This is a genomic window from Microbacterium sp. cf046 (assembly GCF_900114345.1).
In the GTDB taxonomy this organism is placed as follows: domain Bacteria; phylum Actinomycetota; class Actinomycetes; order Actinomycetales; family Microbacteriaceae; genus Microbacterium.
Map to the genome: position 1 here is coordinate 854,832 of NZ_FOZJ01000001.1, position 14,733 is coordinate 869,564.

At 69.2% G+C, this 14,733-nt stretch carries 16 protein-coding genes; 8 read left to right on the forward strand and 8 right to left on the reverse strand.

Going from position 1 to position 14,733, the window contains the following annotated elements:
• Positions 1-6 precede the first annotated feature (6 nt).
• On the forward strand, positions 7-222 hold the full coding sequence (locus BM349_RS03955) for a dodecin (protein ID WP_091703181.1): 216 nt from the start codon (positions 7-9) through the stop codon (positions 220-222).
• A gap of 24 nt (positions 223-246) precedes the next feature.
• On the opposite strand, the gene BM349_RS03960 is transcribed toward BM349_RS03955, so the two are convergent.
• The 4 genes from BM349_RS03960 to BM349_RS03975 all read right to left on the reverse strand — a co-directional run bounded on the left by BM349_RS03960 (position 247) and on the right by BM349_RS03975 (position 3,945).
• A complete protein-coding gene (locus tag BM349_RS03960) occupies positions 247-474 on the reverse strand; it encodes a DUF1232 domain-containing protein (RefSeq protein WP_091703184.1) in 228 nt (75 codons plus the stop codon).
• A gap of 63 nt (positions 475-537) precedes the next feature.
• Positions 538-900, reverse strand: coding sequence for an MmcQ/YjbR family DNA-binding protein (locus tag BM349_RS03965; RefSeq protein WP_091703187.1), 363 nt, complete (start codon positions 898-900; stop codon positions 538-540).
• 40 nt (positions 901-940) lie between these two features.
• Positions 941-2,842, reverse strand: a complete 1,902-nt coding sequence (locus tag BM349_RS03970) for a GDSL-type esterase/lipase family protein (protein WP_091703190.1) — start codon at positions 2,840-2,842, stop codon at positions 941-943.
• A 131-nt stretch (positions 2,843-2,973) separates the two neighbouring features.
• Entirely contained in the window at positions 2,974-3,945 is a 972-nt protein-coding gene (locus tag BM349_RS03975) for a LacI family DNA-binding transcriptional regulator (protein WP_254773716.1), read from the reverse strand.
• Between the two features lie 98 nt (positions 3,946-4,043).
• Between BM349_RS03975 and BM349_RS03980 the strand changes: the two genes are divergently transcribed.
• Genes BM349_RS03980 through BM349_RS03990 form a run of 3 tightly spaced genes read left to right on the forward strand, consistent with a single transcriptional unit; the run spans position 4,044 to position 7,364 of the window.
• Positions 4,044-5,066: an alpha/beta hydrolase gene (locus BM349_RS03980; RefSeq protein ID WP_091703196.1), complete on the forward strand. Its 1,023-nt coding sequence runs from the start codon at positions 4,044-4,046 to the stop codon at positions 5,064-5,066.
• Positions 5,063-6,058, forward strand: coding sequence for an alpha/beta hydrolase fold domain-containing protein (locus tag BM349_RS03985; RefSeq protein ID WP_091703199.1), 996 nt, complete (start codon positions 5,063-5,065; stop codon positions 6,056-6,058). Before BM349_RS03980 ends, BM349_RS03985 begins: the two co-directional genes overlap by 4 nt.
• A gap of 28 nt (positions 6,059-6,086) precedes the next feature.
• A complete protein-coding gene (locus BM349_RS03990; protein ID WP_175525183.1) occupies positions 6,087-7,364 on the forward strand; it encodes an MFS transporter in 1,278 nt (425 codons plus the stop codon).
• 31 nt (positions 7,365-7,395) lie between these two features.
• On the opposite strand, the gene BM349_RS03995 is transcribed toward BM349_RS03990, so the two are convergent.
• Positions 7,396-8,244, reverse strand: coding sequence for a CPBP family intramembrane glutamic endopeptidase (locus BM349_RS03995; RefSeq protein WP_175525184.1), 849 nt, complete (start codon positions 8,242-8,244; stop codon positions 7,396-7,398).
• 186 nt (positions 8,245-8,430) lie between these two features.
• Between BM349_RS03995 and BM349_RS18500 the strand changes: the two genes are divergently transcribed.
• The 4 genes from BM349_RS18500 (at position 8,431) to BM349_RS04010 (ending at position 10,728) form a co-directional block, all read left to right on the forward strand.
• The gene (locus BM349_RS18500; protein ID WP_139230876.1) at positions 8,431-9,036 is read left to right on the forward strand and encodes a dihydrofolate reductase family protein; all 606 of its coding nucleotides are present in this window, start codon (positions 8,431-8,433) and stop codon (positions 9,034-9,036) included.
• A gap of 88 nt (positions 9,037-9,124) precedes the next feature.
• Positions 9,125-9,532 carry a nitroreductase/quinone reductase family protein gene (locus tag BM349_RS04000; protein WP_091703209.1) on the forward strand — a complete coding sequence of 136 codons (408 nt, stop codon included), beginning with the start codon at positions 9,125-9,127 and terminating at the stop codon, positions 9,530-9,532.
• 42 nt (positions 9,533-9,574) lie between these two features.
• Positions 9,575-10,057, forward strand: coding sequence for a GNAT family N-acetyltransferase (locus BM349_RS04005; RefSeq protein WP_091703212.1), 483 nt, complete (start codon positions 9,575-9,577; stop codon positions 10,055-10,057).
• Entirely contained in the window at positions 10,054-10,728 is a 675-nt protein-coding gene (locus BM349_RS04010; RefSeq protein WP_091703214.1) for a Type 1 glutamine amidotransferase-like domain-containing protein, read from the forward strand. The genes BM349_RS04005 and BM349_RS04010 overlap by 4 nt, the downstream gene beginning before the upstream one ends.
• Positions 10,729-10,736: 8 nt before the next feature.
• Here BM349_RS04010 and BM349_RS04015 read toward each other — a convergent pair whose 3' ends face one another.
• The 3 genes from BM349_RS04015 to BM349_RS04025 all read right to left on the reverse strand — a co-directional run bounded on the left by BM349_RS04015 (position 10,737) and on the right by BM349_RS04025 (position 14,524).
• On the reverse strand, positions 10,737-12,758 hold the full coding sequence (locus BM349_RS04015; protein ID WP_254773717.1) for a vWA domain-containing protein: 2,022 nt from the start codon (positions 12,756-12,758) through the stop codon (positions 10,737-10,739).
• A 66-nt stretch (positions 12,759-12,824) separates the two neighbouring features.
• Positions 12,825-14,216: a sigma 54-interacting transcriptional regulator gene (locus tag BM349_RS04020; protein ID WP_091704913.1), complete on the reverse strand. Its 1,392-nt coding sequence runs from the start codon at positions 14,214-14,216 to the stop codon at positions 12,825-12,827.
• Positions 14,217-14,296: 80 nt separating this feature from the next.
• A complete protein-coding gene (locus tag BM349_RS04025; protein WP_091703220.1) occupies positions 14,297-14,524 on the reverse strand; it encodes a hypothetical protein in 228 nt (75 codons plus the stop codon).
• Positions 14,525-14,733: the final 209 nt, after the last annotated feature.

Genomic DNA, 14,733 nt, shown 5'->3' on the forward strand with positions numbered 1-14,733 from the left:
CTGGGCATGACTGATCACACCTACCGAGTGACGGAGATCGTCGGGACGTCATCCGAAGGAACCGACGCCGCGATCCGAGGCGCTCTCGACCGCGCATCCAAGACCCTGCGCAACATCGACTGGTTCGAGGTCGTGTCCACGCGAGGACACGTCGAGGACGGCGCGATCCATCACTTCCAGGTGACGCTCAAGGTGGGGTTCCGCCTCGAGGACCCGGAGTAGGGCTGCTCCTCGCAGGCCGCTTGCCTAGTTCGACTCGAGGCCGGCCTGCCAGCGCCGCTGTTCGCGGGCGAAGAGCAAGATGAAGATGCCCCAGAGGCTGACGTCGTCCGCGAGTCCGAGTGGACCGAGGACGAGTTCGGGAATCAGATCGATGGGCGCGAACGTGTAGACCACTGCAGCGATCGCGGCGATCGTCGTCGTCGGCGCGATGCGGTGCTCATGGTTCTTGATCGCCCTGAGGAAGCTCCACATGCATCCAGTGTGCGGCACGATCGAGGCTGCGCACCCAACTGTCGGTTGTTGTCCAGCATCCGATCAGTCGGCACCTGGACCGCGCAGCTTCTTCGGCAGTCCGGCCAGCACGAGCTCGTAGGAGTGGTCGATCGCCTCGCGCAGCTCATCATCGGGGATGCCGCCACCGGTGGCGAGCACGTTCCAGCCCGACCGCCCGATGTACGGCGAGACGCGGGCATCCTGCGGATAGCGGACCAGCCAGTCGTCCGCCTCCTCCCGGGTCGTCGCTGCCTTGACGCCGATCGAGGTGCCGTCGCCGAAGAAGACGAAGATCTTGCCGCGGGCATCCGGTCCGACCTTGAAGACCACGTCCCCCTCCCAGGGCTGGTCCTCCCACGCTCCCCATTTCGCGGCGCAGTACGCACGGACGTCTTCCGGAATCACGTCTCCAGTATGCCCACCGTCGCTCGCGCGGGCCGAGCACTCAGCGGCGTCGAACCCGACGCACTCGGCCGATCCACGCGAGAGCGAGTCCCGCGCACACCGCGAGCAGACCCACGGCCATGGGCCAGATCGGTGCCTGGCCTCCTGATGCCGCCAGCTGGCCGGTGCTTCCCGAATCGGCGCCCCCCGCAGTGATCGTGACCGGCGCGGAGGCGACGGTCGCGGGTGCGGTCACGTAGATGCGATGCGCGCCCGGCTCGATGTCCGCCGGCACCTGGACGGTCGCAGTCAGCGTGCCGGCATCCGAGATCGTGCTCGTCTCGAGCACGATCGGATCGGATGCGATCCACACGTCGGCGGTGTCGCCGGGGACGAATCCGGATGCGGTCACCGTCACTGTCTGGCCTGCTGTCAGGGTTCCGGCGCCCAGTGTCACCGACGTCCCCTCGGAATCCGCGGGTACGACGTTCACGTCGGCGGGATCGACGCCGACGCGCTGCAGGACGCCGTCCGGGCCGTGGAAGTACAGGCTCGCCGCATCCCCGGTCGGGTGTCCGGGGGAGTCGTCGCAATCGTCGCCGGTGCCGTCACCGTCGAGGTCGGTCTGGCTGTAGTTGTAGATCGCGGGGCAGTTGTCGAGCTCCTCTGGCGTGGAGTCGCCGTCGGAGCTGATGTGAACCTCGGTGGTCGTCGTCGCCGACTGGCCATCCGTCTGCGTCACCCGCACGGCCACGTCGACCTCGGCCGGGCCCGAGTACGCTGCCGTCGCATGCGGAGCGGCCGTCGTCTCGTCGAAGACGCCGTCGCCGTCGAAGTCCCACTCGTACTGGGTGATGCGACCACCGCCGGCCGCCGAGCCCCGCGCATCGAACTCGATGGAGTCCCCGATCGTCCGGACGTACGGGCCTGCCAGCCACGCCGTCGGCGGGGTGGCACCTGCCGGATTCTCGGGAGCCCCGGCGTTCGCCGCCTGTATCGCGAGCGCGCGCGGCAGCAGACCGAGTTGCGCTGCCAGATGCTGCGCCTCCTGCGCGTGGCCGGTGATTCCGGGGTGCCAGAACGTGAACTTGTCTGCGCTGTAGCTGTAATCGGTCTGCGCGACGAATCCGGGCGGGTCCTGCACGGTCTCGGTTTCGAGGAACTCATCCACCCATCGGTAGTCGTTCGACGTGCCCGGCGCCGGCTCGTGGCCCGCGAACAGGTCGTGGATGTCGGTGACATGGATCGCCTGCGGCACTCCGGGCTGCGCGTTGTACTGCGCCACGACCGTGTCCTGCAGCGCGTTGGCCTGCAGTCCGAGCTGGCGGACATTCGCGGCAGCGTCGTACTCGTAGCTGCCCCAGCAGATGACGTGGTAGTCGCACAGGATGTACGGAGTGTCGGTGGACAGGAGCGGGTAGCCGAGGATCACGATCTGCGCGTCCGGGCTCAGCTTCGCGGCGAGCTCGTCGAGGATCTGTCGTGTCGCCGTGGCGACGGCTGGAAGATCGGCGACCGCGGTGTCCACCGACGTGCGGCATCCGTCAGCGCTGCGGTAGCCCACGAGGAAGCAGTCCTCGACGATCGTCGCGAACCCGACATCGTTGCCGCCGATCGTGAACATCACCAGGTCGGTGTCGGCCGACACCTGGGGAAGCTGAGTGCTCAGGATGTCCGAGGTCTCGGCACCGCTGTGCGCGTACGAGACGTACTGCACCGGAAGGTTCGGCTGATCGGCGAGCCAGTCCGCGTACAGATTCGCCCAGCTGCGGTGGCTGCGGTAGGCCGCCGGGTCGCCGTAGTAGTCGCCCGCGCCGTTGCCGGCCGAGTACGAGTCGCCCATCTGCACGACGTGGTAGACCTCCTGGGCATCCCCTTCGGCTGCCGACGCGCTCAGCGCGCCCCCCGACACGAGTGCCGTCGCCGCCACGAAGGCCGCGACGAACGTCACCGTTCTCACCATTCCGAGTTCTCCCTACGCGCCGCCGGCGCCGCGTCATCGCGGTGCGGGGCAACGCCATGCCCAGTCTCGGTGATCGGGGGGTTTCTGTCGATCATCGCGTTTCGGGCGACGCGTCGTGCTCCGTTGCGCGTCTACGTGCTCGACCGCACGACCAGCGACGGCACGAGGTCGACCCGGCGGACGGGTCCGTTGGTGCCGGCGGCGATCCCGAGCAGGAGATCGAGCGCGACCCGCCCCGACTCCTCGAACGGCTGCCGGACAGTCGTCAGCCCAAGCCCGTCCGCCAGCGGACCGTCGTCGAAGCCGACGATCGCGACATCGTCGGGCACGGAGAGGCCGCTGGTCGCGAGCCCGCGCCAGGCGCGCGAGGCGAACTCGTCGTGGTTGGCGACGATCGCGGTCGGACCGTCGCGCTTCGACAGCGCTGCGAGGAGCGCCGGGGTCGGGTCGGCGTCGAGCGCGGAGGTGACGCGTGTGATGGCGACGTGCTCGGAGAGACCCTGCATGCGCAGCATCCCGGCCGAGATGTAATCCCGCGAGAGCTGTGGCTCGCCCAGATAGATCACGCGGCTGTGCCCGCGTTCGCGCAGGTGCTCCCCGACCAGGCGCCCGCCGGCCTCATCGTCCACGAGCACGACGGGGGCGTCATCGCCGACGGGCCGAGCACGACGCACGTCGATGAGCACGAGCGGGAGCGCGGCCTCGCGGCTCGCCCGCATCGCGGCGCTGCCGAGCGGCACGCCCATCACGATCAGACCCTCGATCCCGCGCCGCGCAGGGAGGGCGTCCAGCAGGGGCGCCCGCACGCTCGCGGCCGAGTCGAGATCGTGCGCGGTCAGCTCGATGGCGGTCTCCCTCGCGCGCACCAGCATCCCGGCGAACCGGCGGAAGTAGGTCGAGTAGGTGCTGAACGGCGCGGCGACGGCGACGCGTGTTCCGCCGCCCACGCGTGCCGTCGCCGATCCGGTGCGGTACCCGAGCGCCCCTGCCGCGGCGACGACCCGGGCGCGGGTCTCCTCGCTCACGCGGTGGGGCGCGTTGATCGCGAGCGAGACCGTCGAGATGCTGACACCGGCGCGCTCGGCGACGGTATAGATCGTCACCCTCGCCGCGCCCGCCATTGCACCCCTTCGAAAAAAGTACTTCATCGAAGTACTTCGATTGCCCCAGACTATCCGGAGACCGGAGGAGGTCGTCAAAGATGAACGACAAGAAGGCACGCACGGACGCATTCGTCGACGCCGTCGAGAAGCGCCTCGCACCGCTTCAAGAGCCCCAGGGCAAGACGGCCCAGCAGCGGCGCAGCATCGCCGAGGCGTTCGACAAGGTGATGACGACCGAGCTCGGCATCGCTCCCATCGACGTTGCCACGGAGGAGCACACGATCCCGGTGCCCGGGCACCCCGACGCCCGGCTGCGCGTCTACTGGCCGACTCCGGAGCGGCCCGACCCGGTGACCGCGGGCGGGCTTCCCGTCCTGGTCTACTTCTTCGGCGGCGGCTTCGAGATCGCGGGGATCGACTGGGTCTGGTGGGATGCGTCCTTCCGGGAGCGCGCCCGCGACGCGGGCATCATCCTCGTGGCGGGCGAGTACTCCCACGCCCCCGAGGTGACCTACCCGTCGCAGCCCGAGCAGTGCTGGTCGGTCTTCGAATGGGCGGCGACCAACGCGCGCGAACTCGGCGGCGATCCGGAGCGGCTCGCCATCGGCGGCGGTTCGTCGGGCGGCAACCTCGCCACCGCGACCGCCCTCATGAACCGGGACCGTGCGAACCGACCCGTGCGGCTGCAGCTGCTGGAAGTCCCCCTGCTCGACCTGACGGCGGGGCACCTCGATCTGGACGCTCAGGCGTCCGCCGTGCCCAAGCCGCTCCTCCGACGCCTCGTGCGCATGATCATCGGGCAGTACCTCGGCAAGGACAAGGCGACAGCGCGCGAGTCCTACGCCTCGCCGCTGCTCGCCCAGTCGCTGCGGGGCATGCCGCCCACGGTCATCTACACGGCCGAACTCGACGCCCTGCGCGGCGACGGTGAGGCCTACGCACGCGCCTTGAGCGATGCGGGCGTGCCGGTCACCTGCCTGCGGATGATCGGCCAGAACCACGGCTCCGCCGGCTACCGCGGATTCGTCCCCGCCGCCGACCACCTGCACCGCGACATCGTCGCCACGCTCCGCACCCTGCACGAAGAACCCGCCGTCTACCCGGAGGTCGGAACGCGATGACCACGCTCGCCGAACTGTCCCTCGATCCCGGCATACGTCGCTGGATCGCCCGCATCGAACAGCTCGCCCCCTCGATGCCGGATCTCGCGAGCGCCGACCCGGTGCTGCGACGCGCCGCCGATCTCGAGCTCTCGGATGCGCTCGCCGTCGACTTCACCCTGCCCCTCCCCGAGGGCGTCGACCTCGACGACGTCGAGCTCGCAGGGCCGGGAGGCGCGCTCCGCCTGCGGCGCTACCGACGCTCCGACGCATCCGGCCTGCAGCCGACGCAGCTCTGGCTGCACGGAGGCGGCTTCTACGCGGGCTCGATCGACGAGGTGCTCAACGACCGGCTCTGCGCGCGGCGCGCGCTCGAGAGCGGCGTGCAGGTCTTCTCGCTCGACTACCGGCTCAGTCCGGAGCATGTGTATCCGGCACCCGAGCTCGACGCCGTCGCGGCGCTCGAGGCCTTCGCGGCCGATCCGCAGAGATACGGGGTCGACCCCGAACGGCTCGGCATCGGCGGCAATTCGGCGGGAGCCGCGATCGCCGCCAGCACGGCGCTGCGGGTTCGGGATGCCGAGACCCCACGTCTCGTCCACGTGGATCTCGAAGTGCCTCCGCTCGCAATGCGACGTGTGGGGCGCTCGGCCGAGGACTACGCGATCGGCTTCGGGCTCGATGCGCTCGAGGCCATCGTCGACATGTACACCGGCCCGGGCGGCCCGGCCGATCCGCTCATCTCGCCGCTCGACGTCGATGACCTGAGCGGTCTGCCGGCGACGCTCATCCTGGCCGCCGAGCATGACCCTCTTCGTGACTCCGGCGTCGAGTACGCCGAGCGGCTGCGGCAGGCGGGCGTGCCCGTCGAGCTTCACATCGGCGCGGGACACCTGCACGGAACCCCAGGCATCACCGCCGCGTTCGACGGTGCTCGCGAGTGGCAGGGACGCCACGCGCAGCTGCTCGCCCTCGCCTACGACACCATCCCCGCCCGGCAGCACGCCGGCTGACCCGACCGACCACCTCAAGGAGACGACGATGTCCCAGACCACCCTCGACCCGATCGGCGCCGTCGGCCCCGACACCGTGCCCGGCTCGAAGCAGCCGCGCGGATTCCTGTTCACATTCGTCGCTGCCTGGTTCGGCATCAGCCTCGTGCTGAGCACGCTGGGCGGTGCGGCGATCCCCAAGGTGTTCGCGTTCCTCGACGACGCCACCAAGGGAGTCAACCTCTCGATCGTCGCGGCGGTCGGCGGGGTCGTGGTCATCGTGATCACGCCGCTGTTCGGCCGGCTGAGCGATCGGACGATGTCGCGGCTCGGCAAGCGCCGGCCGTGGATCATGGGCGGAGCGCTCGTCGGGCTGGTCGGCGTCGTCATGCTCGCCTTCTCGGCCGGCCTGTGGCAGGTCATCGTCGGCTGGGCGATCGTGCAGACCGGCTACGGCGCCACGAACGCCGCCGTGCACGCGCTCCTCGCCGACCAGATCCCCAAGCGCATCCGCGCGCGGGTATCGGCAGCGGCGAGTGTCGCGAACGCCGTCGCGCTCATCTTCGGCGCCGTCATGATCGCCTCACTGCCGAACGACATGCAGTGGACGTGGTTCATCGTGCCGGGTGCGATCGGCACCGTGTTCAGCGTGCTGCTCTTCTTCCGCCTGCACGACATCGTTCGCACCGACAAGCCCGAGCCGTGGAAGTGGTCGGACGTGCTGTCGACCTACTGGCTGAACCCGGTGAAGTACCGCGACTTCTTCTGGGCGTGGGCCTGCCGTCTGTTCGTGACGATGTCGATCTTCACGGTCGCGACCTACATGCTGTACTTCATCATCGACCGACTCGACGTGCCGCTCGAGGAGGCATCGGGTGTCTTCGCCGGAGTGCTCACCGGCTTCACGCTCATGAGCGTCGTCACCACCGTCGTCTTCGGCTGGATCTCGGACCGCACCGGCCGCCGCAAGGCGATCGTGTGGGTCTCGGCGCTGCTGTCGGCCGGTGGCCTGATCGTGGCGGCGATCGCCCCCGACCTGGCGACCTTCTTCATCGCGATGATGTTCGTCGGCGCGGCGCAGGGCGCGTTCATCTCCGTCGACATCGCGATGATGACCGAGGTGCTGCCGAACTTCGACGAGGCCGGCAAGGACCTCGGCATCGTGTCGCTCTCGTACCAGGTGCCTCAGGTGCTGGTGCCGGTGCTCGCGATCCCGCTGCTCGCGATCGGCGGCAGCGGCGAGAACTACTCCGCGCTGTTCATCGCGGCGATCGTGTTCGGCGTGCTCGGCGCGCTGTGCGTGCTGCCCATCAAGAGCGTCAGGTAGACGAGACGAGACCCGCGATGCCCGGTCCGGCTCAGGCCGGACCGGCCGTCGCCTCGACTGCATCCCTCCTCGCCCGGCGTCGTTCGCTCACGACGAGTACGACGAGGAGGATCAGACCCGTCACGATGATGAGGTAGGTGCTGAACGCCGGGAGGATGCCGAAGATCGACCCCGCCGCGGGAGCCTCGCCGTGCAGGAACAGCGTCGGGTCGGTCGTGGCGTGCAGCAGGATCGGCCAGATCAGGTTGCCGGTCACGCGCAGCGCGAGGTACATGCACATGCCGAAGCAGAACGTGTAGACGACCTGGAGGAGCGTGGTCGGAAGCCCCTGGTCGGTCGTGAACAGGTTGCCGAGGTGCAGTGCCGCGAAGATGCCGGATGAGACCAGCGCAACCGCGATCTCGCCGTGCCCGGCCTTGCGCATCAGGTTCACGGCGAAGCCCCGGGTGAGGACCTCCTCGGCGAACCCGACGAACAGGCCGGTGAACAGCCATGCGGCCACCAGGGGGGCGCCGGCCTCGGCGTAGTCGATGCTGAGGAACGCGGAGACGTTGATCGCCGCCACCACGCCGACGGCCACCCACATCCATCCGCGTCCGCCGACGGGCTGCCTGCTGAACAGCTCCTTCAGCCAGCCGACCGACAGCGCGAAGAGGACCAGCAGGATGCTGCCCAGGATGATCGGGAGCGCGGTGCCGATGACGATGTCCATCGCGCTGCCCTTCTCGCCGCGGACACCGCCCTCGGTCCCGAAGACGGCGCCGACGAGCAGCGCCATCAGCTGGTACAGGCCGTAGTAGACGGCCGCGAGAAGAAGGGCCTTCCACCCTCCGCCCCGCTCCCAGAAGCGCTTCCACGCGGACGGCGATGGATCGGGCACGGCTACCTCCTCGAGAAGCGACGGGCGAGGCTGCGGCCCCGATCTCCGACGGTACTGCATGGCTGAGAAGCTGAATCGCGAACGCGATCCAGCGCCGGCGTCTGGCCGACGACCTTCAGTTCGGAATCGCCGTCGGGTAGATTTCGGGCCATTGCTCGCTGATCGCCCACCGTCGAAGGGTCCCGGATGCCGGACACCACGTGCCACATGTCGGTCTCGCTCGACGGCTTCGCCGCCGGCCCGGAACAGAGCCGCGAGAACCCTCTCGGCATCGGCGGGATCGAGGTGCATCGGTGGCACATCGGGGATGAGCGGGCAACCGAGGCCGACGAGATCGCGACCGGCTGGCTCATGCGCCCCCGCGGCGCCTATGTCATGGGTCGCAACATGTTCGGGCCGATCCGGGGCGCGTGGGACGAGGACTGGCGCGGATGGTGGGGGCCGGAGCCGCCGTATCACGCCCCGGTCTTCGTGCTCACGCACCATGCTCACGACCCGATCGAGATGGAGGGCGGGACGACCTTCTTCTTCGTCACCGATGGCTTCGATGCCGCCTACGCACAGGCGGTGGCGGCGGCCGGCGGCGACGGCGTGGACATCGCCGGCGGGGCGTCCACCGTTCGGCAGGCGCTCGCCGCGGGAGTCGTGGACGAGCTCACCCTGGACATCGCACCGGTCCTGCTCGGGTCCGGCGAGCGGATCTTCGACGGGATCGAATCCTTCGGCATGGAGCCGGTCGAGGTGCTGCACTCGCCGCTGGCAACGCACATCCGGTACCGACGGGTGAACTGAGAAGCCCGTATTCGACACCACCGGCATCGGATCGTACGACACCGATCGTGGACGGAAGGTTCTCGGCCGCAGCCGTGTTGAGGCATGCATGGGTTGGAACGACGACGTCATCACGAAGTTCCGCAGCAGCAAGGGCACCGAGAACTACTGGGGTCCGAAGCTGATCATCCTGCATTCGATCGGCGCGAAGTCGGGCAAGACGCATCTGAACCCCGTCGTGGGGTTCCGCAGCGACCTCGGCTGGCGGGTGGTGGCGTCCAAGGGCGGCACGCCGGAGAATCCTTCGTGGTACCACAATCTCAAAGCCAACCCGTCGATCGAGATCGAGGCGCTCGTGGACGGCGAGATCGTGACGGTGCCGGTCACGGTGAGCGAGATCGGGGCCGACGACTGGCAGGACGCGTACGCGGCGATCGCGGCCGAGGAGCCGCAGTTCGGCGAATACCTCCACAAGACCGATCGGCGCATCCCCGTCCTGCAGCTCACTCCTCGCTGATTCGGCTAGGACGGCCACCGGCCGAGCGCTAGCATCTCGGACATGCCGGAGATCGCTGAGGAGCCCGCGGTTCGACGCGCCGGCCCACGGGATGCCGCCGCCGTCGCTCGGCTGCTGCATGACTTCAACACCGAGTTCGACACCCCGACGCCGGGGACTGCGACGCTGACAGCACGTCTGGAGTCGCTGCTCGGTCAGCCGAGCACCGTCGCCTACCTCGCGGGCGACCCCGCCGCGGGAGTCGCGCTCGTGACCCTGCGGGCCAACGTCTGGTACGACGGACAGGTGGCCCTGCTGGACGAGCTCTACGTCGCACCCGATCGGCGCGATCACGGCATCGGTGCGGCGATGATCCGCCGGCTGATCGCAGACGCCGAGGAGTGGGGCCTCGCCGCCATCGAGATCAACGTCGACGCGGGCGACGTCGACGCGCAGCGGTTCTACGAACGCCACGGCTTCAGCGGTGCCGACCCGGACACGGGCGAACGCGCCTACTACTACGCCCTCGAACTGGAGGCGGAGTGAAGCTTCTCCTCACCTCGGCGGGAGTGACCAATCCGTCGATTCTCGACGCTCTCGTCGCCATGCTTCCCAGGCCCGTCAGCGAGTGCACCGCACTCTGCATCCCCACCGCGCAGTACGGTCACCCGTGGTTGGGGCCCGGGGTCAACGCCTGGGAGTTCATCAGCGGCAGGTCCGAGAACCCGATGGTCGACCTGGGCTGGAAGTCGGTCGGCGTGCTCGAGCTGACCGCACTGCCCAGCATCGACGACGACCGATGGAAGCCCCTGGTCCGTGACACCGACGTTCTGCTGGCGGCGGGCGGCGACGCCCTCTACCTCGCCCATTGGATGCGGGAATCCGGACTGGCCGAGATGATCCCGTCGCTGGAGGACACGGTGTGGGTCGGGATGAGCGCGGGGAGCATGGTGATGACCCCGCGGATCGGCGGGGAGTTCGTGGGATGGAAGCCGCCGACCGGAGACGACACCGCGCTGGGGCTCGTCGAGTTCTCGATCTGCCCGCATCTCGCCGTGGACGGCGCGCCCGGCAACCCCATGGCCGCCGCGGAGAAGTGGGCGGCGGGAATCCCGCATCCGTCCTACGCGATCGACGACCAGACCGCGATCGCGGTCGTCGACGGCACTGTCGAGGTGGTCTCAGAGGGGACGTGGCGGCGCTTCGGATCCGCCTGACCGCTCGTTCACCACCAGGATCGGCCGCGGAGCATCTCGCCGAAGTCCTCGGGTGAGCCGCGCCCGGAGGGACGCGAGCCGAGGTAGCTCTCCACGACCGCTCGCCCGAGATCGTCGAGTTCGGGCGCGACGACCTGCCCGCCGGCCCGCCGCGCGAGGGCGTCCATGAACCGTGCGAGACCCGGATCGTCTCCCAGCCGGAAGAAGGTCGTCTGGGCGCCGAGTCGCTGCACCGTGTCGAGCTCGCGCACCGTCACGGCCACCGTGTAGGGGTCTGGCGGGTAGGCGAAATGAACCTGACCGTCCGGTTCGAGATGCGAGGTCGGCTCTCCGTCGGTGACGATGAGCAGCACGGGCTGCGCGGTCGGGTTGCGCCGGAAGTGCTTCTGGGCGAGCAGCAGCGCGTGGTGCAGGTTCGTCCCCTTGTCCCACACGGAATCCTTCGCCGTCAGGTGCTCGATGTCGATCACCTCGGCGTACCGGGCGAACGCGATCAGCTGGAGGCTGTCGCCGCGGAAGCGACTCGAGATGAGGTGATGGAGCGCGAGCGCGGTGCGCTTCATCGGCACCCATCGGCCGTCCATCTCCATCGAGAACGATGTGTCGACCAGCAGGGCGACCGCGGCCTGCGTGCGCTCCTCCGTCTCGACCACCTCGACATCGCGGGTCTCCAGTCGCACGCCGGATGCCGCATCGCCGCCGTCGGCGACCGTCCGGAGCACAGCGTTGGACACCGTGCGGGGGATGTCCCACGGTTCGGTGTCGCCGAACGCCCACTCGCGGGTCGATCCGGTGCGATCGCCGGCTGCGCCGGCGTTGCGGGTCTCGCGGCGGCCCGTGCGTCCGGACTGGTGTGTGGCGATGTCCCGCAGGAGCGCTCGTCCGAGCTGCCGCATGGCGCGGGGGGTGAGCCGCAGCGCACCATCGGATGCACGCTGCAGCATCCCGGTGTCCTTGAGCTCCTGCTCGAGCGTCCGCAGCGCACGGGCGCTGACGGCGGCCTCGTCGCCGACGAGTCGCTCAAGCGCATCCACGTCGATGTCGTCCATGCGCGCACCGGGGTAGGCCTGACTCAGCTGATCGGAGAGCGAATCGAGGTCGGAGAGATCCTGCATGATGCCCGTCGCCTCGCCGAGACCTGCCGGCTGGTCTCCGGAGAAGGAGGCGGAGCCTCCCCAGTCCTCGCCGGGTCGAAGCGAGCGCAGGTTGTCGTCGAGCCGTGATAGGGACTGCATGAGGTCGGGCGAGCCGAACGCCTGCGCCGCGAGACTCATCAGCTCGTCCCGCTGCTCGGGGGTCATCGAGTTCAGCATCCGCTGGGCCGCGGCGGACCGCTCGGCGAGGGTGTCCAGCAGCTCATCGAGATTCCGTGGGTTCTCCGGGAACTGATCGCCGTGCTTGCGCATGAACTCGTCGAAGTCCTCCGGCGTGTCCTCGCCGAGCCGACGCTTCTCGAGCAGCTCGTTGAGGTCGCCGAGCATCTCGCGGATCGCCTGCCGATCGGCATCCGTCGCCCCTTCGAGGGCGGACTTCATGCCCGCGAAACGCTGGTCGAGAAGCTCGCGACCGAGCAGCTCCTTGATCCGCTCATAGTCGGCCCGGGCGCTCGGGCTCCGCCATTCGTAGTCGGACAGGTCGTTCACGGCGGCCGCGGTGCTCATCGGGAGGTTCTCGAGCCGCATCTCGCCGAACGCCCGCGCATCGTCGTCCATCTCGACATCGCGCACGAGGTGCTTGCGCTCTTCGAGGACCGCATGATCGAGGAGTCGTCGGACCTCTTCCAGCGTGCCGTCGAGACGGTGACGGCGCACCAGCTCGGCGCGTCGCTCGCGCACACGACGCGCCAGGTCGTCGAGGCCGAGCTGATCGCGCGCGCCCCGGCGAAGATACTCGCGCATCGCGCGCTCGGCCGACGTCCCCGACATGACGTCGCGACCGATCGCCTCGAGCGCCTCCTGCACGGGCACGGGCGGAGCGAGCGGATCCGGCCCGCCGGCGTACCGCCCATACCGGTTGGTGTGGGCGGGCACGCGGTGGAATCCGCGAGGCATCAGCGCGCGCCGCCCGATGTCGGCACCCGAGTACCCCGCGGTCGATCAGCCATAGACCGTCTCCCCGTCGGCGTGGTCCTTGCTGATCCGCCGTTCCAGGTAGAGCGCTTCGAGCAGGAGTTCCAGCGCGCCCGCGCGCTCGCCGGGAGTCTGCGCGCCGAGCCGCTCGGCCACCTGGTCGTAGAGGTCCGATTCGCCGAGGATCGGCATCGCCGCGAGCACTTCGGCGGCCGGAACCTGCTCGCCCGTCATGACTGTCGCGCCGTCGTGGAGCGCCTCCACCAGGGCGCCGGCATCGATGCCGCGCAGATGTGCGCGAGCAGTGTCGGCAACCGCGGTCCGCAGCAGGTGCTCCAGGACGGCGCGCTCACGGCCTTCCTCGCCCGTCTCGAACTCGATCTTTCCGCCCAGGACGTCGACGGCGGTCTCGAGGTCGACGGGTCGCGCCACCCCGACTCCTTCGTGCTGACGCGTCGCGCGGTGAAGGGCCGCCGCGGCGATCGTCTCCGCCCCCGCGATCGCGAAGCGCGCCGATACGCCGGCGCGCTGATCGACGGCATCCGACTCGCGAAGATTGCGGGTGAACCGCGCCAGGACCTCGAGCAGGTGCTCGGGGACGTCCGCGACGAGATCCGCCTCCTGACGGATGACCGCGACCTCCTCCTCGATGGTCTGCGGGTAGTGGGTGCGGATCTCTGCGCCGAAGCGGTCCTGCAGAGGCGTGATGATTCGACCCCGGTTGGTGTAGTCCTCGGGGTTGGCGGTCGCGACGACGAGCACGTCAAGGTCGAGGCGCAGCACGTAGCCCCGGATCTGGATGTCGCGTTCCTCCATGACATTCAGCAGCGACACCTGGATGCGCTCCGCCAGATCGGGCAGCTCGTTGATCGCGACGATTCCGCGATGGCTTCGGGGGACCAGCCCGAAGTGGATCGTTTCGGGGTCGCCGAGCGAGCGGCCCTCTGCGACCTTCATCGGGTCCACGTCGCCGATCAGGTCGGCCACCGACGTGTCGGGAGTCGCCAGCTTCTCGACGTACCGCTCGGCGCGGTGGCGCCACGAGACCGGGAGGTCGTCTCCCAGCTCCGATGCCCGCCGGACGGACCCAGGCGTCACCGGATGGAACGGGTGCTCCCCCAATTCGGAACCGGCGATGACCGGCGACCACTCGTCGAGCAGCCCCGAGAGGCTGCGCAGCAGACGCGTCTTGCCCTGACCGCGCTCGCCGAGGAGGACCACGTCGTGACCGGCGAGGAGCGCTCGTTCCAGCTGCGGTATCACGGTCGTGTCGAACCCGTGGATTCCGGGCCACGGGTCGCTTCCTTCGGCGAGTGCCGACAGGAGGTTCTCCCGCAGTTCGACGCGCACGGGCCGGTAGGTGTGCCCCGACGCGCGCAGCTGTCCGGTCGTGGTGATCGGAGGCGGCGATGTTGTCATGACGAGAGAGTAGGTCCGCTCCACAGGCATGTGGGCCGGATTCTCATAATTCTCCGGTCATGCACCTCGAGATCTTGACGTCAGCGCGTGGGTGAACCGTCCGCGGGCTGCGCAGGGAGCCCGGGCTCGATCTGCTCGTGCCAGTCGATCGCGCCAGCGTCCGGCGAGTCGCGCACTTCCGGCTCGGGCATTCGAAGATCAGGCGGCCCGCCGATCTGCTCGTGCGTGATGACCACGCGGTCTTCGTCCACCGCGTCCTGCGGCAACGCGGGTTGCCGGAGGCTCTCTCGAGGGATCTCATCGGCCATCGAGGTTCCTTTCGTGCACAGACACCGCGCTGGCGCGTGGTGCGCACAAGGCCCTCCGAAATTTCGCCTGCCCCCAGGGCGGCATCTCGGAGGGCCGGTCGTGCGGCAGGGCGGCTCCGGCCTGCCTGTGGTCGGTTCGCATGGTCGGTGGGGCCTCCGCTTTCGTGCGCAGAGCTGCGCATCGCATTCCAATGGGTCGGCCCCAACCG